Source organism: Actinomadura fibrosa, assembly GCF_900659615.1.
Classification (GTDB): domain Bacteria; phylum Actinomycetota; class Actinomycetes; order Streptosporangiales; family Streptosporangiaceae; genus Spirillospora; species Spirillospora fibrosa.
This window is the reverse complement of record NZ_CAACUY010000172.1, coordinates 1-19,707: the sequence shown is the minus strand read 5'-3', so window position 1 is coordinate 19,707 and position 19,707 is coordinate 1. Positions and strand designations below refer to the sequence as shown.

Annotated in this window: 17 protein-coding genes; 13 read left to right on the top strand and 4 right to left on the bottom strand. The window is 74.0% G+C overall.

All coding sequences use genetic code 11. The features are described 5' to 3' along the window. Positions 1–23: 23 nt before the first annotated feature. Positions 24–788: an enoyl-CoA hydratase-related protein gene (locus E1300_RS35710; RefSeq protein WP_131761538.1), complete on the bottom strand. Its 765-nt coding sequence runs from the start codon at positions 786–788 to the stop codon at positions 24–26. A gap of 89 nt (positions 789–877) precedes the next feature. On the opposite strand from E1300_RS35710, the gene E1300_RS35705 reads away from it, so the two are divergent. The 4 genes from E1300_RS35705 to E1300_RS35690 all read left to right on the top strand — a co-directional run bounded on the left by E1300_RS35705 (position 878) and on the right by E1300_RS35690 (position 4,748). Then, a complete protein-coding gene (locus tag E1300_RS35705; protein ID WP_131761537.1) occupies positions 878–1,510 on the top strand; it encodes a DoxX family protein in 633 nt (210 codons plus the stop codon). 70 nt (positions 1,511–1,580) lie between these two features. Beyond that, complete coding sequence (locus tag E1300_RS35700; RefSeq protein ID WP_131761536.1) at positions 1,581–2,561, top strand: Rieske 2Fe-2S domain-containing protein; 981 nt, start codon at positions 1,581–1,583, stop codon at positions 2,559–2,561. Between the two features lie 42 nt (positions 2,562–2,603). Next, on the top strand, positions 2,604–3,836 hold the full coding sequence (locus E1300_RS35695) for an amidohydrolase family protein (RefSeq protein WP_207400137.1): 1,233 nt from the start codon (positions 2,604–2,606) through the stop codon (positions 3,834–3,836). Between the two features lie 186 nt (positions 3,837–4,022). Beyond that, on the top strand, positions 4,023–4,748 hold the full coding sequence (locus E1300_RS35690) for a GntR family transcriptional regulator (RefSeq protein WP_242619596.1): 726 nt from the start codon (positions 4,023–4,025) through the stop codon (positions 4,746–4,748). 31 nt (positions 4,749–4,779) lie between these two features. Here E1300_RS35690 and E1300_RS35685 read toward each other — a convergent pair whose 3' ends face one another. Beyond that, on the bottom strand, positions 4,780–6,060 hold the full coding sequence (locus E1300_RS35685; protein ID WP_131761534.1) for an amidohydrolase family protein: 1,281 nt from the start codon (positions 6,058–6,060) through the stop codon (positions 4,780–4,782). Between the two features lie 175 nt (positions 6,061–6,235). Between E1300_RS35685 and E1300_RS35680 the strand changes: the two genes are divergently transcribed. Further along, positions 6,236–7,876: an AMP-binding protein gene (locus tag E1300_RS35680; protein WP_131761533.1), complete on the top strand. Its 1,641-nt coding sequence runs from the start codon at positions 6,236–6,238 to the stop codon at positions 7,874–7,876. Beyond that, the gene (locus E1300_RS35675; RefSeq protein WP_131761532.1) at positions 7,876–8,706 is read left to right on the top strand and encodes an enoyl-CoA hydratase/isomerase family protein; all 831 of its coding nucleotides are present in this window, start codon (positions 7,876–7,878) and stop codon (positions 8,704–8,706) included. Before E1300_RS35680 ends, E1300_RS35675 begins: the two co-directional genes overlap by 1 nt. Positions 8,707–8,812: 106 nt before the next feature. Here the strand turns inward: E1300_RS35675 and E1300_RS35670 are convergent, their stop codons facing one another. Then, positions 8,813–9,457 (bottom strand): TetR/AcrR family transcriptional regulator, encoded by a 645-nt coding sequence (locus E1300_RS35670; protein ID WP_165503139.1) that lies wholly within the window; start codon positions 9,455–9,457, stop codon positions 8,813–8,815. Between the two features lie 89 nt (positions 9,458–9,546). Between E1300_RS35670 and E1300_RS35665 the strand changes: the two genes are divergently transcribed. Next, entirely contained in the window at positions 9,547–10,236 is a 690-nt protein-coding gene (locus E1300_RS35665) for a PaaI family thioesterase (RefSeq protein ID WP_131761530.1), read from the top strand. 60 nt (positions 10,237–10,296) lie between these two features. Here E1300_RS35665 and E1300_RS35660 read toward each other — a convergent pair whose 3' ends face one another. Beyond that, positions 10,297–11,568, bottom strand: a complete 1,272-nt coding sequence (locus E1300_RS35660; RefSeq protein ID WP_131761529.1) for a CaiB/BaiF CoA transferase family protein — start codon at positions 11,566–11,568, stop codon at positions 10,297–10,299. Between the two features lie 56 nt (positions 11,569–11,624). Between E1300_RS35660 and E1300_RS35655 the strand changes: the two genes are divergently transcribed. The 6 genes from E1300_RS35655 to E1300_RS35630 form a co-directional block, all read left to right on the top strand. After that, positions 11,625–13,055, top strand: coding sequence for an OB-fold domain-containing protein (locus E1300_RS35655; RefSeq protein ID WP_131761528.1), 1,431 nt, complete (start codon positions 11,625–11,627; stop codon positions 13,053–13,055). Between the two features lies 1 nt (position 13,056). Next, positions 13,057–14,247, top strand: a complete 1,191-nt coding sequence (locus E1300_RS35650; RefSeq protein WP_131761527.1) for an acetyl-CoA acetyltransferase — start codon at positions 13,057–13,059, stop codon at positions 14,245–14,247. Between the two features lie 17 nt (positions 14,248–14,264). After that, complete coding sequence (locus E1300_RS35645; RefSeq protein ID WP_131761526.1) at positions 14,265–15,164, top strand: enoyl-CoA hydratase/isomerase family protein; 900 nt, start codon at positions 14,265–14,267, stop codon at positions 15,162–15,164. A 123-nt stretch (positions 15,165–15,287) separates the two neighbouring features. Beyond that, positions 15,288–16,466 (top strand): acyl-CoA dehydrogenase family protein, encoded by a 1,179-nt coding sequence (locus tag E1300_RS35640; RefSeq protein WP_131761525.1) that lies wholly within the window; start codon positions 15,288–15,290, stop codon positions 16,464–16,466. Next, positions 16,457–17,455 (top strand): acyl-CoA dehydrogenase family protein, encoded by a 999-nt coding sequence (locus E1300_RS35635; protein ID WP_131761524.1) that lies wholly within the window; start codon positions 16,457–16,459, stop codon positions 17,453–17,455. The genes E1300_RS35640 and E1300_RS35635 overlap by 10 nt, the downstream gene beginning before the upstream one ends. A gap of 270 nt (positions 17,456–17,725) precedes the next feature. After that, on the top strand, positions 17,726–19,707 hold a 1,982-nt coding region (locus E1300_RS35630; protein WP_165503138.1), incomplete at its 3' end, for a nitrate- and nitrite sensing domain-containing protein.

The window sequence follows — 19,707 nt, the reverse complement described above, 5'->3', positions numbered from 1 at the left end:
CCGCCCGGCGTCGCGCGCGCCCGTCATCGGGTCCGCGCCGCGAGCTCGCTCCGGATCCGGCGGACGCTCTCGGCGAACTCCGGGCGTTCCACCGACCACTGCTGGGCGCGCAGCTCCAGCGCGGCGGCCTCTCCGGGGTCGGTCAGCGCGACGCTCGCGCGCAGCGTCTCCTTGGTCCGCCGCACCAGCGCGGACGGGCGCTCCGCGGCGCGGCGGGCGAGGCCGAGGGCCGTCTCCTCCAGGGCGTCCTCGGCGACGCAGCGCCAGGCGAGGCCCCGCTCGACGGCCTCGCGCCCGTCCAGCACGTCGCCGCACAGCACCAGCGCCGCGGCGCCCTGCGCGCCGATCCGCCCGGCGAGCCGCCACAGGTGGCCGCCGCCCGGATGGATCCCGGCGTCGAGGAAGCGCGGATCGAACCTCGCCCGCTCGGACACGACGACGACGTCGCAGGCCAGCGGGAGGTTGACGGCCGCGCCGATCGCGGGGCCGCCGACCGCGGCGATCGTGGGCACCGGCGCGTCCGCGAGCCGTGCCAGGCCCGCGTACATCGCGGCGAGGGGGACGCCGCGGTCCAGCAGGGCGTCGAGCGACCCGCCGGCGCAGAAGACCGGCGGCTCGGCGGCCAGCACGATGGCCCGGGCGCCGGCGTCCAGGGCGGCGCCGACCGCCGCGGCGAGCCCGTCGCTCATCCGCTTCGACAGGGCGTTGCGGTGCCGCGGGTCGGACAGGCGGACGGTCGCGACGCCGTCCCGCACCGCGAGCCCGACCGGGGGTTCGTCACTGGCCATCCCGCTCCTGTCCCGTGCGAGCCGAGGCTGGTAATCTATATATAAGATTAAGTATAAGGCAGCCGCCGTGCGGCGGGAGGCGAGGCGGGATGATCGGGACGGACATCGCGGCGCTGCTCCTGCGCGCCTCGATCGGCGGCACCATGATCGCGCACGGCTGGAACCACGCGTTCGGCGGCGGAAGGCTCCCCGGGACCGCGCGCTGGTTCGAGTCGATCGGCATCCGCCCGGGCCGGGTGCACGCGCTCCTCGCCACCCTCACCGAGCTGGGCGCGGGAGCGCTGCTCCTGCTCGGCCTGCTGAACGCGCTCGGAGCCGCGGGCGTCGTCGGCACCATGGTCGTGGCGCTGGTCGCCAACCACCTGCGCAACGGCTTCTTCATCTTCCGGCCCGGCGAGGGCTACGAGTACGTCCTCATGATCATCGTGGCGGCCGCCGCGCTCGGGGCCCTCGGCCCCGGCCGCGTCTCCCTTGACCACCTCGCGGGCGTGGACCTCGACGGCTGGACCGGCCTGCTGATCGCCGTCCTCGCCGGGGCCGGCGGGGCGGCGCTGCTGCTCGCGGCCTGCTGGCGCCCCCACACGCCCGCGCCCGCCACGTCGCCCGGTTCCGCGCAGGAGCCCGCGCCCGCCACGACGCCCGCGCCCGCCACGACGCCCGCGCAGGAGCCCGAGTCCGCCGCGGAGTCCGCGTCCCCCGCCGAGCGGCCCGCCGAGGGCTGAACCCCGTCGGCGGCCCGGAGGGAGCCGGGCGCCGGACGACCCGACCGCCGAGCAGAGAGGAGAGAGGCGCATGCCGCGCTTCCCGTTCCCCGTCCCCAACGGCTGGTTCGCCGTCGCGCGCGGCGACGAGCTGGCCGCCGGGGAGGTCAGGCCCGTCCGCTACTTCGGGCGGGACCTGGTGCTGTACCGCACCGCGTCCGGAGACGCCCGGGTGCTCGACGCCTACTGCCCGCACCTCGGCGCCCACCTCGGGCACGGCGGGCAGGTGCGGGGCGAGCTGCTGGAGTGCCCCTTCCACGCCTGGCGCTACGACGGGGTGTCCGGCCGCTGCCTGGACGTGCCGTACACCGACGCCGAGCCGTCGCCGAAGGCCGCGGTCCGCGCGTACCCGGTCGTCGAGCGGTTCGGCCTGGTCTTCGCCTGGCACCACCTCGGCGGCGCCGAGCCGTACATCGAGATGCCGGTGATGGAGGAGTTCGGCGAGGACGGCTGGAGCGAGCCGGTCTTCCACGACTTCGAGATCGCCACGTGCTGCCAGGAGATGGCCGAGAACAACGCCGACTACGTCCACTTCAAGTACGTCCACGGGATGGACACCGTGCCCGGCGGCGAGGTCGAGTACGACGGCTTCGTCAAGACGGTCACCGAGCGGCAGGTGTTCAAGAGCAAGAGCGGGAAGGCGTACCCGATCGACTTCGTGCGCAAGTCGTACGGGCTCGGGCTCGGCGCGCTGCGGCTCAAGGACGTGATGTCGTTCGTGTCGTCGGTGACGCCGGTGGACGAGGAGCACGTCCACGTCCGGTGGGCGTTCACCTTCCCCGAGAAGATGGAGGAGTTCTCCGGGAAGATGATCCAGACCTTCGTGGACGCGTTCGCCGAGGACATCCCGATCTGGACCCACAAGGTGTACGTCGACAGGCCGCTGCTGATCCGCGGGGACGGGCCGATCATCGAGTTCCGGCACTGGGCGAAGCAGTTCTACGGGGAGGGCGTCCCCGAGACCCCGTGGCTGCCCGCCCGGGTGCGGCGCCTGGAGGGCAGCGGGGCCTGACCCCGGCCAGGCTGTGTATAACATATACAAAAGGAGTGCGGAATGACCGAGCGGACGGCTCGTCCCGACCTGCTGGGGGAGCGGCTGGCGAGGATCCCGCGGCTGGTCGACGTGGACGCCCACGTCGTCGAGCCGCCGGACCTGTGGAGCGCCCGCCTCCCGGACCGGTACCGCGACGCGGGCCCGCGCATCGAGTACGCGCCCGCCGGCGAGGTCAGGCTCGTCGACGGCAGGTACGTCGAGACGCCCGGGACCGAGGGCCCGGACGTGGCGTGGTGGGTCTACGAGGACACCCGCAACCAGATCAAGAAGTACATCGCCGCGGCCGGCGTCCCCGCGGACGAGGTGACGAACGAGGGCATCACCTACGACGACATGCGCCCCGGCTGCTGGATCCCCGCCGAGCGCGTCGCCGACATGGACGTCAACGGCGTCGAGGCGCAGATGTGCTTCCCGAACTACCCGCGCTTCTGCGGGCAGATCTTCCTGTGGGGCAAGGACAGGGAACTCGCCCGGCTCTGCGTCGAGGCCTACAACGACTGGATGGTCGAGGAGTGGTGCGGCTCCGGCGGCGGGCGGCTGATCCCGCTGTGCGTCGTCCCGCTGTGGGACGTGGAGCTGGCCGCGGCGGAGGTCCGGCGCAACGCCGCCCGGGGCGTCCGCGCCGTCGCGTTCAGCGAGCTGCCCGCCTACCTCGGCCTGCCCGGCCTGCACGGCGGCCACTGGGACCCGTTCTTCGCGGCGTGCGAGGAGACCGGCACGGTCCTGTGCATGCACATCGGCTCGGGCACGAAGACCCCGCAGACGTCGGCGGACGCCCCCGCCGCCGTCGGCGCGACCATCATCTTCGGCAACAGCATCGCCAGCATGACCGACTACATGTTCTCCGGCGTGCTGCACCGGTTCCCGGGGCTGAAGCTGCTGTACGCCGAGGCGCAGATCGGCTGGATCCCCTACCTGCTGGAGCGCGCCGACGACGTCTGGGAGACGCACCGCGGCTGGGCGCACACCCGCGACACCTGCCCCGAGCCGCCGTCGACGTACTACTACCGGCAGATCACGAGCTGCTTCTTCAAGGACGCCGTCGGCGTGGAGCTCCTCGGCAAGGTCGGTCTCGGCAACGTCACCTTCGAGACCGACTACCCGCACCAGGACGGTACCTGGCCGCGCTCCCGGGAGGAGGCCGCGATGCAGTTCGGCCATCTCGACCAGGCGTCCATCGACAAGATCGCCCGCGGCAACGCCATCCGGCTGCTGGGCCTCGACCTGCGCTGACGCGAAACCGGCTATAGTATATTTCTGGCCGCCGAGCTCCCGCCGGCCCTTCTCGCACCAGGCCGGTCCCCGGGGTGATCCCGCGCGGGCCGCGTGGCGGTCATCCGACGATTTTCGGAACGGGCGGCGCCGGGCCGCCCGCCGGACCTAGAGGTGAGAGCGATCCCGCGACGCCAGGAGCCCGAGTTGCAGGGGGCCGAGATCCAGGACTGGTCCGCGCTGCTGCCGGGCCAGAACCTGTCCAGGATGACCAGCGGGGAGCAGGTCCGCCTCTACCTGCGCCGGCTCATCTTCGACGGGGTGCTGCGGCAGGGCCAGAAGGTCCCGCAGGACGCGGTCGCCCGCACGCTCGGGGTGTCGCGCATCCCCGTCCGCGAGGCGCTCATCGCGCTGGAGCGCGAGGGCTGGATGACGATCATCGCCCACCGCGGCGCGTTCGTGAACGCGCTCGACGAGGCGTCGGTGCACGACCACTACGAGCTCTACGGGCTGTTCTACGGGTTCGCCGTCCGGCGCGCGGTCGAGCGGCAGGGCGCCGAGCTCGGCGCGCGGCTCGCCCCGATCCAGCGCGAGATCGCCAAGGCGGAGGATCCGGAGGAGCTCCAGGAGCTGACGCTCAAGTTCCACCGCCTCGTCGTGGACGCCGCGCAGTCGCCGCGGCTGAAGAGCATGCTGAAGCAGATGACCGGGATCGTCCCCGGCAACTTCTTCGAGCTCGTCCCGGGCGCGCAGGCGGTCGAGCGGCGCGGCACCACCGCGATCGTCCGGGCCATCAAGAAGGCGGACGCGGAGGCGGCCGAGCGCGAGTACGCCACGATGCTGCGGAACCAGGGCGACCTGGTCGTGAAGCTGTTCCACGACCGCGGCATGTTCGAGAACCCGCCCGCCGAGGCGGGCACGGTCTCCGGCTGACCGCGCCCGCGCCCGCCCCTGCGGCGACGGGTCAGGCGGTGGCGTTGCGGGCCAGCTCGCCCATCTCGATGCCGACCCGCTTGTCGAACCGGCCCTTGTCGTAGGACCGGATGCTCACGTCGTGGCCGGCGGCCTCGGAGCGCAGCGCGCCGACCGTCGCGTCCGCGCGGGAGCGGTGCGCGAACGGGTCGAAGGAGTACCAGCGCATCGCGTTCTCATGGGTGATCTTGTTGACGTCGTCGTCGGGCACGCCCTCGGTGACCTCGGCGAGCTCCTCGGGGGCGTTCGGCCAGGACGAGTCGGAGTGCGGGTAGTCGCACTCCCAGGCGATGTTGTCGATCCCGATCATGTTGCGCAGTTGGACGCCGACGGGGTCGGAGATGAAGCAGGTCAGGAAGTGCTCGCGGAACACCTCGCTGGGCAGCTTGCCGCCGAAGTCCTGGCCGGTCCAGAGGTGGTGCATGTCGTAGGTGCGGTCGACGCGGTCGAGGAAGTAGGGGATCCAGCCGGTCCCGCCCTCGGAGAGCGCGAACCTGATGCCGGGGTACTTCTTGATGACCCGTGACCACAGCAGGTCGGCGGCGGCCTGGCAGATGTTCATCGGCTGCAAGGTGATCATGACGTCGATCGGGGCGTCCGGCGCGGTGACCGACAGCTGGCCGGACGAGCCGAGGTGGATCGACACCACGACGTCCTCGTCGCACACGGCCCGCCAGAGCGGGTCCCAGTACTCGCTGTGGAAGCTGGGGTAGCCGAGCGTCGCCGGGTTCTCGGTGAAGGTGATCGAGTGGCAGCCCTTCGCGGCGACCCGGCGCACCTCCCGCGCGCACTCCTCCGCGTCCCACAGGACGGGCAGCGCCATCGGGATGATCCGTCCCGGGTACGTGCCCGCCCACTCGTCGATGTGCCAGTCGTTGTAGGCGCGCAGGACGGCCAGGGCCAGGTCCTTGTCGTCGGCGGCGGAGAACACGCGGCCGCTGAAGCCGGGGAACGACGGGAAGTTCATCGACGCCAGGATCCCGCCGGCGTTCATGTCCTTGACGCGTTCGGCGATGTCGTAGGTGCCCGGCCGGATCTCGTCGAAGGCCGTCGGCTCGATGCCGTACTCCTCCTTCGGGCGGCCCGCGACGGCGTTCAGCCCGATGTTGGGGATGGTCTGGCCGTTGAAGGTCCAGACGTCCGAGCCGTCCTTGGTGGTGCGCACCCGGGGCGCCTGATCGCGGTACCGGTCCGGGATGTGCGCCTCGAACAGGCCGGGCGGCTCCACGACGTGGTCGTCCACGCTGATCATGATCATGTCCTCGGCGTCCATGCTCCTCCTCGCTCCTCCCCGGGCTTGGGGCCGCCGGTGCCGGACGCGCTCGGCCGAGTCCGAACGGCGATTCCAATTGAGTGAACCGCAGTTCAGATGAGGGCGCAAGGTTGGATAATGTATTCAAGATGCAAAGCGAGCCGCCCGGCGCGGCGGGAACGGAGGCGGGTGCGGCATGGCCGAATGGGTGGACGCCGAGCAGAGCACGCTGCTGGACCTGCTGGACCGCCGGCTCGCCGGGGACCCGGACGGGCCTTTCCTCGACCTCTGCGGGACGCCCTACACCGCCGCCGAGATCGACGCGGAGTCCAACCGCGTCGCCAACGCGCTGCGCGAGCTCGGCGTGGGGCACGGGGCCACGGTCGCCACGATGCTGGAGAACGGGCCCGCGGCGGTCCTGTCCTGGTTCGCGATCCACAAGCTCGGCGCGATCTCGGTGCCGGTCAACACGGCGCTGAAGGGGCCGATGCTGCGCCACCAGCTCGCCGACGCGGACGCGGCCGTCGTGATCGTCCAGGACGACCTCGCCGAGCGACCCCGGGCCCTCCTGGACACCCTCGACTCGGTGCGCCACCTGGTGGTCGCGGGCGACGGCCCGGGCGGCGAACCGGTCGCGCCCGGCAGCAGAGCGAAGGTCTCCGCTTGGACGGACCTGCTGGACGCCGACGCCACCCGCCCGCAGGTCACCGTGCGTCCCGCCGACCTCGGGACGATCGTCTACACCGGCGGCACCACGGGCCCCTCGAAGGGCTGCGCGCTGAGCCACAACTACCACCTGTCGATCGCCCGGCAGATCATCGCGTCCTGGGGGCGGCGGCCGGAGGACGTCGTCTGGAGCCCGCTGCCGCTCTTCCACTTCAACGCCATCTCCTGCATGCTCACCGGCACGCTGGTCAGCGGGGGCCGGGCGGCGCTCGCGCGGCGCTTCTCGGTCTCGGGGTTCTGGCCCGAGGTCAACCGCACCGGCGCGACGATCGCCTCGCTGCTCGGGTCGCTGGCGGTGCTCGTGGCGCGGGCCGGCGACCACCCGGAGGCGAAGGGCTCGGGGGCGCCGGAGGCGAACACGACCCTGCGGCTGCTGACCGGGGCGCCGATCCCGCCGGAGATCGACCAGCTGTACCGCGACCGCTTCGGCGTGACGACCTTCAGCAACGCCTACGGCGCCACCGAGGCGTCGCTGATCTCGTGGCTGCCGCCGGGCCGTCCGGGCAGGCCCGCGTCGGCGGGGATCGTCAACACCGAGGCGTTCAGCGTGAAGATCTTCGACGACGGCGACCGGGAGGTCCCGGTCGGGGAGGTCGGCGAGATCGTCTGCCGGCCGCGGATGCCGCACGTCATGTTCGAGGGCTACTGGCGGCGGCCCGAGGCGACCGTGGAGGCGTGGCGGAACCTGTGGTTCCACACCGGCGACATCGGCCGCGTCGACGAGGACGGCTACCTGTTCTTCGTCGACCGCAAGGCCGACTACATGCGCCGCCGAGGCGAGAACATCTCCAGCTGGGAGCTGGAGAAGGTGTTCCACGAGCATCCCGACGTCAAGGACGTCTGCGTCCACGCGGTGCCGAGCGACGTCGCCGAGGACGACGTCAAGGCCACGCTCGTCCTCAGGGACGGCGCGTCCGTCACCGAGGAGGCGCTGTGCCGGTGGGCGGTCGACCGGCTCCCGTACTACGCCGTCCCGCGCTACTTCGAGTTCAGGGAAGAGCTGCCCATGAGCCAGACCGGCCGGACCACCAAGAACATCCTCCGGGACGAGGGCGTCGGCCCGTCCACCTGGGACCGCGAGGCCGCCGGCGTGACCTTCGAGCGCCGGTGATGGGCGGCGGCACGGCCGATGGCGGTCCGGTCGGGCTGGAGGGGGACGATCTCGGCACCCCCTACCTGCGGTTCGAGCGCGACGGCGCGCTCGCCTGGTGCGTGGTCGACCGGCCGGACTCGCGCAACGCGCTGACCAGCGCGATGTACTTCGGCGTCCGGCGGGCGGTCGACCTCGTCAACCGTGACCCGGAGCTCGCCGCCCTGATCATCACGGGGACGGGCGACGTGTTCATCCCGGGCGGCGAGCTGCGCGGCCGGGAACCGGACCGGTGGCTGGACTTCCCCGACCTGCTCGGCATGGACTCCACCCCGTTCGAGGCGATCCGGCGCTCGCCGAAGCCCGTGGTGTCGGCGGTCAACGGGCTGGCGCAGGGCGGCGGCCTGCTGATCGCGATGCTGTCGGACGTCGCGGTGGCGGGGGAGAGCGCCACCGTCCGGGCGCCCGAGCTGTTCCGGGGCATCGCCGACACCGGCTACGCCGCCTACCTGCCCGCCCAGATCGGTATCGCGCGGGCGCGGGACATGCTGCTCACCGGGCGGGTGGTGACGGCGCGGGAGGCCGAGAGCTGGGGCATGTTCACCCGCGTCGTCCCGGACGAGCGGGTGCGGGCCGAGGCCGAGGCGGTCGCGGTCCAGATCTGCCGCACCGCGCCGCAGGCGAGGCTGCACGTCAAGCGGATCGTCAACGACGGCTACGGCGCCGTCGACCGCATGACGTTCGACGCGCTGCTGTACAACGCGGAGATGCGCGAGGGCACGCGGGCGTTCGCGGAGCGGCGGGAACCGGAGTGGGTGCCCCCGCAGTTCCGCGAGGGCGGGCGGCTCTGAGATCCTCGGGCGGGAAAGGGAGGCGACCGTGAACGACGCCGGAGCGGATGGCGATACCGATGCCGGAGGCGATGGCGGGACCGGCGCCGGAGCCCGTCGCGGGGCGCTAGCCGGCGTCCGGGACGACGAAGGCCCGTTCGAGGATCTCGTTGAGCCGCTCCAGCGGGAGCGTCGGCGCCTCGCCGGGCGCCTGCCCGGCCTCGGGCAGCTCGCTCATCTGGAAGGCGCTGACCAGCCCGGTGAACATCCTGGCCAGCAGCATCGGGTCGCCGGGGCGCAGCTCCCCGGCCTCCTGCCCGCGCCGGAACAGGTCGGCCTGCATCCGCTGGGACGCCCGGAAGTTCTCCAGGATCCGGCCGTCGTCCGGCGGGTCCGCCAGCGGCGGGGCGATCGCGCCGCCGCGCAGCACCAGCCGTCCGAACTCGGGGAAGCGCCGGAAGAAGCCGACCTGCCAGCCGGCGAGGTCGAGCAGCTGCTCGCGCGGCCGGCGCGGCGCGGCGAGGACGTCCCGCATGCCGGGCAGGAACTCCGCCGCGCGGCGCAGGAAGATCTCGCGGTAGATCTCGTCCTTGCCGGTGAAGAAGCCGTAGACGGTCCCGACCGAGAACTCCGCCAGCTCCGCGATCTCCCGCAGCGACGCCTCGTGGAAGCCGGCGCGGGCGAAGACCCGCTCCGCCGCGTCGAGGATCTGGTCCCTGCTGAGCGCCCGGCGCCGCTCGCGGCGCTGCTCGCGCAGACTGCGCTCGGTCATCGGCGGTGCGTGCTCCCCTCGGGCGGCCGTGTGCATCGTAACCGCTCGCCGCGCGCCGCCCGGCACGCCCGTACCCCGAGGGAGCGACCTTGACGGACCCGAACGCGCGGGAGGACCCGCCCGCGGAGCACCCCGACACCCATCCGGGCCTGGTGGGCCGCGCCGCGGAGTCGGAGGCGCTCGCGGACGCGGTGCGGCGCCTGATCGTCCTGTGCACGGCCACCACGGCGCCGGCGGAGGCGACGATGGCCGCCGCGCGCGGCCTCAACGCGATCGCCGACGCGCTGGAGCGGCACGTCCCCGACCCGCCGCTGCCGAAGACGCTGCTGCACGACCCGGCCGACGGGCAGGCCGACTTCGGGACGCGGATGCCGTTCGACACCGTCATCGGCCGGCACAACCCGCTCGCGCTGCCGCTCGACCTCGCGCTCGAACCGCCGAAGGCGGTGCTGACCGGGACGTTCACCCGCCCGTACGAGGGACCGCCGGGCTGCGTGCACGGCGCCGTGCTGGCCGCCTCGTTCGACCTCGTGTTCGCCGCCGCCAACGTCATCGCGCGGCTGCCGGGCCCGACGGCCCGGCTGGAGATCGTCTACCGCCGCCCGACCGCGCTGGGCGTGCCGTGCCGCTTCGAGGGCGAGGTGGAGTCCCAGGACGGACGCCGCGTCCGGACGGTCGGCCGGCTCGTCCAGGGGGACCGGGTGACGGTGGAGGCGACGGGCGACTTCGTCTTCCTCGACCGGGCCGCCATCGCCCGCATGGCCGAACGCCTCCGCTGATCCCGCCCGCCCCGGCGCCGTGAGATCGCGGCGGCGGGGCGGTGGGACGGTGGGCGCGGGTCAGGCGATCACGCCGTCCCCGCGGAGGGCCTTCAGTTCCGCGGCGGACAGTCCGAGCTCGTCCGCGAGGACCGCATCGGTGTGCTCGCCGAGCCACGGCGGCCGGCGCTCGGCCGGCACTGGGGCGGCGCTCATCCGGACGGGGTTGCCCGGCACGAGCACGGGCTGCTCGACGCCGTCGGTGCGGGGCACCTCCACCAGCATCCCGCGCGCCCGGACGTGCGGGTCGGCGACGACCTCCTCGTCGCTGAGGCACGGACCGGCGGCGAGGCCCGCCGCGCCGAGGGCCTCGCACGCCTCCGCCTTGGTGAGCCCGGCCGCCCAGCCCTCGATCGCCGGGCGCAGCTCGTCCTCCAGATGGTCGACCCAGCCCTGGCGGGTGGCGAGCTGCGGGTCCGACGTCCAGCCGGGGCGGCCGACGAGCCCCGCCAGGCGGGCGAAGTGCTCCTCGCGCCCGACCTGGAGGACGAACCAGCCGTCCGACGCGCGGAAGCCGTGCAGGATGAGCGGCCCGAGATCGCCTTTGCGCAGCCCCATGGACCACAGGTTCGTGACGATGTCGGTCATGGCGATGACGGAGTCGAGCATCGCGATGTCGACGTACTGGCCCCGGCCCGTGCGGTCGCGGTGCCGCAGTGCGGCGAGGATCCCGATCGAGGCGTACAGGGCGGCGCCGATGTCGCCGAGCGCCCCGACCGGCGCGACGGCGGGCGGCGCGTCGCCGGTTCGCTTCGCCTCGTAGATGCCCGACATCGCCTCGACGACGGGCGCGAACGCGGGACGGGCGGCGTAGGGGGTCGGGACGGTGTTGCCGAAGCCCGACACCGAGACGTAGACCGCGGCCGGGTGAACGGCGGCGACGTCCTCGTAGCCGAGGCCGAGCCGCCGCATCGCGCCCGCCTTCGAGTTCTCCGCGACGATGTCGAAGCGCGGCGCGAGGGCCAGCACCAGGTCGCGGCCGCGCGGGTCCTTCAGGTCTACGCAGACGCTGCGCTTGCCGAGGTTGTTGCGCAGGAAGGTGGCGCCGACGCGGCGCCCGGCCGGGTCGGTCATGGCGGGCAGCGAGCCCCGGCCGGAGTCGCCGCGGCCGGGCGGCTCGACCTTCACCACGTCGGCGCCGAGCCTGGCCAGGAGCTGCGTGGCGTAGGGCAGGGCCTGCATCTGCTCCAGCGCGAGGACGCGCACGCCCTCCAGCGGCCCGCCCGGGGACGGGTCGCTCGGGGAGGGGTCGCTCGGGGAGGGCGCGGCGCCGCCGTTCTCACCTGTTCCCATGGGTCGAGTCTAATTGCAGATTGGATTTTTTATGCAATCTGCCTAGGATGCCGGGTATGCACGGAATCCTGGGCTGGGGCGTCCACCTGCCCCGCCGGCGGCTCGACCGCACGGAGATCCGGCCGGTGGCCGGCGCGGGCGGCGGCCGGGGGACGCGCACGGTCGCGTCCTACGACGAGGACACCACCACGATGGGCGTCGCCGCCGCGCGCGACGCCCTGGCCGCCGCGGACGCGCGTCCCCGCACCCTGTGGTTCGCCACCGCTGAGCCCGCCTACCTCGACAAGTCGAACGCGACGGCCGTCCACGCGGCCCTCCGCCTCGACCGGGCGGCGGGCGCCTACGACGCGGTCGGCTCGGTGCGCTCCGCGATGGGCGCGCTGCGGGCCGCACTGGACGGCCCCGGACCGGCCCTGGTCGTCGCCTCGGACCTGCGCACCGGGCTCCCCGGCGGCACCGACGAGGCGGCCGGAGCGGACGGTGCCGCCGCCCTCCTCACCGGCTCGGACCGGGACGGGACGCCGCTCGCCGAACTGGTCGCCTGGACGTCCCTCAGCGAGGAGTTCCTCGACCGCTGGCGCCCGCCGAGGGCGGCGGCCTCCCGCACGTGGGAGGAGCGTTTCGGCGAGCAGCGCTACACCGCGCTCGGCCTGGAGGCGCTGAAGCTCGCGCTCGGCGAGGCCGGGCTCGCGGCGGCGGACGTGTCAGCGCTCGCCGTGGCGGGGCTGCACGCCCGCGCCGCCCGCGCGGTCGCCGCCGGCTCGGGCGTGCCCGCCGAGCGGATCGCGGACCGGCTCGACGGCGCGGTCGGCAACCCCGGCGCGGCGCAACCCGCCCTGCTCCTCGCCGCCGAACTGGAACGCGCCGCGGAGGAGGGCGCCGCCGGGCCGGGGCGGATCGTCGTGCTGCTCACGCTGTCGGACGGGGTCGACGCGGCCGTGTTCCGCACCACGGGCGCGCTCGCCGGGTACCGGCCCGTCCGTCCGGTGGCGGAGCAGATCGGCTCGGGGGCTCCCGTCTCCTACGGCACGTACCTGGCCTGGCGGGGGCTGCTGCCGGTGGAGCCGCCGCGCAGGCCGGAGCCCGCCCGTCCGTCGGCGTCGGCGGCGGCGCGGAACAGCGACTGGAAGTTCGGTTTCGTCGGCTCGCGCGGCGAGGACGGCGCGGTCCGGCTCCCGCCGTCCCCGCTGGACGGCGAGCGGCACCCGATGGCCGGGGAGACCGGGACGGTCGCGGCGCTGACCGTGGACCGGCTCGCGTACTCGCCGAGCCCGCCGGTGATCTTCGCGGTGGTCGACTTCGACGGCGGCGGCAGGCTGCCGGTCGAGCTGACCGACGTGGACGAGGGCGGGATCGCCGTCGGTGACCGCGTGGAGATGACGTTCCGGCGGCTGTTCACGGCCGACGGCGTCCACAACTACTTCTGGAAGGCCCGGCCCGTGCAGAACTCGAAACCGGACGCGTCCGGTGCGGAGGGGGCGGGCTGACATGGCCTCGCGAGGGATCAGGGACCGGGTCGCCATCGTCGGCATGGGCTGCACCCGCTTCACCGAGCACTGGGACAAGGGCGTCGACGAGCTGCTGCTGGACGCGGCGGGGGAGGCGTTCACCTCGGCCGGGGTGACCAAGGAGCAGGTGGACGCGTACTGGCTCGGCACGGCGCAGTCGGGCATGAGCGGCCTCACCCTGTCGCGCCCGCTCCGGCTCCAAGGCAAACCGGTCACCCGGGTCGAGAACTTCTGCGCGACCGGGTCGGAGGCGTTGCGGCAGGCGGCGTACGCGGTGGCCAGCGGCGCTTACGACGTCGCGATGGCGATCGGCGTGGAGAAGGTCAAGGACTCCGGCTACCAGGGCCTCAACGCCTTCCCGATCCCCAACGACGGGACGCAGCGGACGCTGACCGCCGCCGCAATGTTCTCGATGGTCGCCCCCGCCTATGCCCGCCGCTACGGCGTCGCGGAGGACGAGATGCGTACCGTGCTCGCGCGGATCGCGTCCAAGAACCATGCCAACGGGGCGCGCAACCCGCGGGCGCAGTTCCGCAAGGAGATGCCGATCGAGAAGCTGTGCGCGATGCCGGCGGTGGCGGGCGGGCTGTCGATGTTCGACTGCGCGGGCGTCGCCGACGGTGCGGCGGCGGCGATCCTGGTGCGCGCCGAGGACGCCGCGCGCTACACCGCGAACCCGCTGGTCATCAAGGGGCTGTCGTTCGTGGCGGGCGACGGGTCGGGCGTGACCGACCCGTCCTATGACTACACCTCCTTCCCGGAGGTGGCCGCGTCGGCCGCCGACGCCTACGCCCAGGCCGGTGTCACCGAGCCGCGGGCGGAGCTGGCGATGGCCGAGGTGCACGACTGCTTCACGCCGACCGAGCTGGTGCTGATGGAGGACCTCGGGTTCGCCGAGCGGGGCACGGCGTGGAAGCACGTCCTGGACGGCGCGTTCGACCGCGACGGCGACCTGCCCGTCAACCCGGACGGCGGGCTGAAGGCGTTCGGCCATCCGGTCGGCGCGACCGGCCTGCGCATGATGTTCGAGGCGTGGCTGCAACTGCGGGGCGAGGCCCCGCCGGACCGGCGGATCGCCACCGCCGGGTCCCGCTCGCTGGCGCTTACGCACAACCTCGGCGGCTATCCCGGGGAGATGGTCAGCTTCGTCTCCATCGTCGGAACCGCCTGAAGAAAGGTGGCATCGCCGTGCCTGAAGCGCCCTCCGAAGCGCCTCCCCAGCCCCCGGCCGCTCCGGGCGACGCCGGGGACGACCTACTGTGGCGGCCGTCCCCCGGCGGGGTCGCGTGGCTGACGCTGAACCGGCCGCACGCGGGCAACGCCGTCACCGGGGACCAGCGAGACCGCGTCATCGCGCTGCTGGCCGCGGCGAGCGGCGACCCCCGCGTCCGCGCCATCGTGATCACGGGGGCGGGCGACCGCCACTTCTGCACGGGCGCGGACCTCGCCGCCGCCACCAGGCCGGGCGCGGCGGGCGCGGCGGGCGCGCCGGACGGCGGCCCGCCGGAGGGGATGCCCGAGCGGCCCGCGGGCACGGTCGCGCGGGCCGTCGCGAAGGGCGCCCAGCGGCTGGTCTGCGCGATCCAGGACTGCGAGAAGCCCGTGATCGCGGCCGTCAACGGCACGGCGGCCGGCATCGGCTGCCACCTCGCCTACGCCTGCGACCTGGTCCTGGCCGCCGACACCGCGCGGTTCATCGAGGTCTTCGCGCGGCGCGGGCTGGTCGTGGACGGCGGCGGCGCCTACCTGCTGGCCCGGCTCGTCGGCCCGCAGCGCGCCAAGGAGCTGATCTTCTTCGGGGACGACCTGCCCGCCGCCGAGGCGCACCGGCTCGGCCTCGTCAACCGCGTCGTCCCGGCCGCGGAGCTGGCGGCGACCGCGGCGGACTGGGCGGCGCGCCTCGCCGCCGGGCCCACCGTCGCGCTCGGCCTCGGCAAGCGCCTCGTCAACCGGGCGCTGGACGGCGACCGCGCCACCGCGCTCGCCGAGGAGGCGATGGCCGCGGAGATCAACATGACCAGCGAGGACGGCCGGGAGGGGCTGCGCGCGTTCGCCGAGCGCCGCAAGCCGCGCTTCCAGGGCTGGTGACCGGGCGGCGGGCGGGCGGGGGACGGTTCCGCCGCCCGCCGGACCGCCCGTACCCTGAACGCCCGCCGGACCGCCCGTACATCGACCGGACGCCGGGACGTCCCGCCGAAGCCAGGAGTGAGCGTGGACCTGCGACTGAACGACGCCGAGCTGGCCTTCCGCGACCGGCTGCGGGACTGGCTGGCCGGGGTCCTGCCGGAGCTGCCGCCGGCGCCGGACCGCGACGACTGGCCCGCGCGGCGCCGCTACGACACCGCCTGGCAGCGGCGCCTGTTCGACGCCGGGTACGCGGGCGTGGACTGGCCCGCCGAGCACGGCGGCCTCGGCGCCTCGCCCACCGAGCAGCTGATCTTCCTGGAGGAGACCGCGCGGGCCCGCGCGCCGTACGTCGGGGCGAACTTCGTCGGCCTGCTGCACGCCGGGCCGACGCTGATCGTCGAGGGCACCGACGAGCAGCGCGCCCGCCATCTGCCGCGCATCCTGCGGGGCGAGGAGGTCTGGTGCCAGGGGTTCTCCGAGCCCGACGCCGGATCGGACCTCGCGTCCCTGCGGACGTCCGCCGTCCGCGACGGCGACGAGTACGTGATCAACGGGCGGAAGGTGTGGACCTCGCACGCCGAGGTCGCCGACTTCTGCGAGCTGCTGGTGCGCACCGACCCCGAGGCGCCCCGCCACAAGGGGATCACCTGGCTGATCCTCCCGATGGACACGCCGGGCGTCCAGGTGCGCCCGCTGCGGACCGTCGTCGGCTCCAGCGAGTTCAGCGAGCTGATCCTCGACGATGTGCGGGTGCCCGCCGCCAACCGGGTGGGGGAGGAGAACGACGGCTGGCGGGTCGCGATGGTCACCTTCTCCTTCGAGCGCGGCACCGCGTTCATCGGCGACGTCGTCGAGTCCGGCAACATCCTGCGCGAGACCGTGGCGATCGCCCGCGCGACGCCCGCCCGCGGCGGCGGCACGCTCTGGGACGACGCCGCGCTGCGCCGCGACGCCGGGCGGCTGGCCGCCGAGGTCAACGGCCTGTGGGCGCTGATCCGCAAGAACGTCTCGGAGGCGTCCGCCGGGATGGTCCCGGTCCAGGGCGCCTCGGTGTTCAAGCTGCGGTTCACCGAGAGCCGCCAGCGGATCGCCGACCTCGCCTCGCACGTCCTCGGCCGCGCGGCCCTGACGCTGGAGGAGCACGTGGTGGAGGACCGGGTCAATACGCTGTCGTTCACGATCGCCGCGGGCACGTCCCAGATCCAGAGGAACATCCTCGCCGAGCGCGCCCTCGGCCTGCCGAAGGAGCCCCGGTGGACCTGACGCCGAGCGCCGACCAGCGCGACCTGCGCGCGGGCGTGCGCGACTTCCTCGCCGGCCGCTGGACGCCGGACCGGCTGCGCGCCGCGTCGGCCTCCCCGTCCGGCTCCGCGGCCGGCTCGGCGGGCCTGGATCCGGACGACTGGAAGGCGCTCGGCGAGCTGGGCGTCTTCGCGCTGGGGCTGCCCGAGGAGCGCGGGGGAGCGGGCCTCGGGCTGGTGGACGCGGCGATCGTGTTCGAGGAGCTCGGCCGCGCGCTCGTCCCCGGCCCCCTCACCGCGACGTTCCTGGCGGCGGGCCTCGTGCCCGGCGCGGACGACGGCACGTCCGCCGTGACCGCGCTGGACCTCGGCGACCCGACGCTGGTCGCCGAGCACCTGGGATCGTCCGCGCAGGTGGTGCTCGTCGACGACGGCCTCTGGCTCCTCCCGGCGGACGCGCTCGCCGCCGTCCCCCTCGACGCGCCGCTCGACCCGCTGACCCCCGTCTGGCGCGTCACCGACCCGCCGGAGGGCGGACGGCTGATCGGGACCGGCGCGGACGCGGAGCGGTGGCGGACGCGGGCCGCCGTCCTGACGTCGGCCCTCCAGGTCGGGGTGGCGCAGGGGGCACTGGACCTCGCCGTCCGGTACGCCAAGGAGCGCGTGCAGTTCGGCCGCGCCGTCGGGTCGTTCCAGGCCGTGAAGCACCTGCTGGCGGAGTCGCTCGCGCGCGTCGACCTCGCGCGCGCCGCGACCTGGACGGCCGCCCTCGCGGTCGACGGCCCGGCGGACCGCCCGGCGGACGGCGGCGCGGCGGAGGCGGTGTCGTCCGCCAAGGTCCTCGCGGACGACGCGGCGGCGGCCAACGGGCGGTGCTGCGTCCAGGTGCACGGCGGGATGGGGTTCACCTGGGAGGTGGCCGCGCACCTGTACCTCAAGCGGGCGTGGCTCCTGGAGACCTGCTGGGGCGGGGCGGACGAGCACGCGCGGCGGCTCGCCGCCACCCTGTGACGATTCACCGGTTTCGGACACGGCGTCGCGCGCGCAAGGGCAGATGATTGCCGGATACGGCCGACATCGGAAACCCGAAATGACCCCCTACACCTACTTTATTCTGTATATTCCGGGGCGCTGGTGAGGCGTTCGGGGGCGCCAGACCGGAATCGGGGCCATATCGGGTCGACCGGAACTCCTAGGCGGTAGCTGCGGATGACAACTCTCGATGCAGGACGGAGCGCGCATCGCAAGTCCCCGAGGCGGCGCTCCATCCGGGTCCGGATCGTGGCCCTGCTCCTCGTGCCGCTGCTGTCGCTGGTCGCCCTGTGGGGCTTCGCCGCGAGCATCACGCTCGGCTCGGTGATCACCAAGGCGCAGGTGAACAGCGCCTACCACAAGGTCGGCATACCGGCGAGCGCGATGATGACCCAGCTCCAGCAGGAGCGGACGCTGTCGGCGGTCTACACCGCGTCCGCCCGGCAGGACGGGACCGCGCTCCAGGCGCAGCGGGCCAAGACCGACGCCGCCGCGGCGATCTTCCGGCGGGAGGCGCTGCCCGCCGACGTCGACAGCGAGGGGCCGCAGCTGAAGCAGGGCCTCGGCGAGTTCGCGCGCGGCCTCGACGCGCTCGGGGAGCTCCGCTCGGACGTGGACCGGCGCACCGTCCGCCCGCTGGAGGCGGTCCAGCGGTACAGCGAGCTGACCGACGTCCTGGTCGACATCTTCGACCACACCGGCATCGTCAACGACATGGGGATCTACAAGTCCACCCGGTCCCTGGTGAGCATGAGCCTGGCCCACGACCTGATGCTCCGCGAGTCCGCCGTGGTCGCCGCGGCGCTCGCCGGCGGCGGCCGGGTCACCGCGCAGGAGCAGGCCGCCGTCGCGCGCTGGGCCGGGGCGGGCCGCCAGCAGTTCGACAAGGGCCTCGCCGACCTGTCCGGCGACCTGCGGCGCGAGATCGAGGTCGTCGCCGACTCCACCGACTACCGCCTCTTCCGCCAGTACGAGGACACCGTCATCACCGCGCGCGGCGCGCGGCTGCCGCCCCAGGCCGCGCAGTGGAGCGCGCTGACGCCGCGGCTCGCGGCGGACTGGGGCCGGACCCTCGAACGGGCCGGCGCGGTGCTCAGCGAGCAGGCGGAGCCGATCGGCTTCCGGATCGTCCTGCGGCTCGTCGTCGCGGGCGGGCTCGGCCTGCTCGCGGTCATCGCGTCGATCGCGCTCTCGGTGTTCTTCGGCCGCGGCCTGTCGCGCGAGCTGCGCGAGCTCCAGTCCGCGGCGCGGCAGCTCGCCCAGGAGCGCCTGCCGCGGGTCGTCGCCCGGCTGCGCGCCGGCGAGGAGGTGGACGCCGCCGCCGAATCGCAGCTGACCGTCACGGCGAGGACGACGGAGATCGGCCAGGTCGTCGACGCGTTCACGCAGGTCCAGCGGACCGCCGTGCAGAGCGCCGTCGGCGAGTCGCTGCTGCGCCGCGGCATCAACCGGGTGTTCCTCAACCTGGCCTGGCGCAGCCAGTCGCTGCTGCACCGCCAGCTCAGCATGCTCGACGACATGGAGCGCCGCGCCACCGACCCCGAGGTGCTCAGCGACCTGTTCCGCCTCGACCACCTGACCACCAGGATGCGGCGGCACGCGGAGGGCCTGCTGATCCTGTCCGGCGCCGCCCCCGGCCGGGAGTGGAGCCGTCCCGCGCCGATGAACGACGTGCTGCGGTCCGCCCTCGCCGAGGTCGAGGAGTACGAGCGGATCGAGGTCGTGACGACCAGCGACACCTCCCTCGTCGGCCGGGCCGTCGCGGACGTCGTGCACCTGCTCGCCGAGCTGATCGAGAACGCGACCGTGTTCTCCCCGCCCACCACCGAGGTCCTCGTCCGCGGCGGCCTCGTCGGCAACGGGTACGCCATCGAGATCATCGACCGCGGCATCGGCATCGACCACGTCGAGCGGGCCCGGCTGAACGAGCTGCTCTCGCGGCCCCCGGAGTTCGACCTCGCCGACACCGACCGGCTCGGCCTGTTCGTCGTGTCGCTGCTGGCCGCGCGGCAGAACGCCCGGGTGCGGCTGGAGGAGTCGGCCTTCGCGGGCACCACCGCGATCATCATCCTGCCGCGCGAGATCGTGGTGGAGGCCATCGAGCCGCCCGCCGACCCCGCCCTGCGGGCCGTGCGGCCCCCGCGCGGCGAGGCGCCGCCGGATGGAACGCCGCCGGATGGAACGCCGCCCGGCGGGACGCCGGCCGGAGGGTTCGCGGTGCCCGGGACGCT

Coding starts and splice junctions, on each gene's coding strand:
- E1300_RS35685 (WP_131761534.1), bottom strand. CDS start 6,060: ATGGACGCCGAGGACATGATCATGATCAGCGTGGACGACCACGTCGTG.
- E1300_RS35700 (WP_131761536.1), top strand. CDS start 1,581: ATGCCGCGCTTCCCGTTCCCCGTCCCCAACGGCTGGTTCGCCGTCGCG.
- E1300_RS35670 (WP_165503139.1), bottom strand. CDS start 9,457: ATGACCGAGCGCAGTCTGCGCGAGCAGCGCCGCGAGCGGCGCCGGGCG.
- E1300_RS35650 (WP_131761527.1), top strand. CDS start 13,057: ATGGCCTCGCGAGGGATCAGGGACCGGGTCGCCATCGTCGGCATGGGC.
- E1300_RS35695 (WP_207400137.1), top strand. CDS start 2,604: ATGACCGAGCGGACGGCTCGTCCCGACCTGCTGGGGGAGCGGCTGGCG.
- E1300_RS35710 (WP_131761538.1), bottom strand. CDS start 788: ATGGCCAGTGACGAACCCCCGGTCGGGCTCGCGGTGCGGGACGGCGTC.
- E1300_RS35655 (WP_131761528.1), top strand. CDS start 11,625: ATGCACGGAATCCTGGGCTGGGGCGTCCACCTGCCCCGCCGGCGGCTC.
- E1300_RS35680 (WP_131761533.1), top strand. CDS start 6,236: ATGGCCGAATGGGTGGACGCCGAGCAGAGCACGCTGCTGGACCTGCTG.
- E1300_RS35660 (WP_131761529.1), bottom strand. CDS start 11,568: ATGGGAACAGGTGAGAACGGCGGCGCCGCGCCCTCCCCGAGCGACCCC.
- E1300_RS35705 (WP_131761537.1), top strand. CDS start 878: ATGATCGGGACGGACATCGCGGCGCTGCTCCTGCGCGCCTCGATCGGC.
- E1300_RS35675 (WP_131761532.1), top strand. CDS start 7,876: ATGGGCGGCGGCACGGCCGATGGCGGTCCGGTCGGGCTGGAGGGGGAC.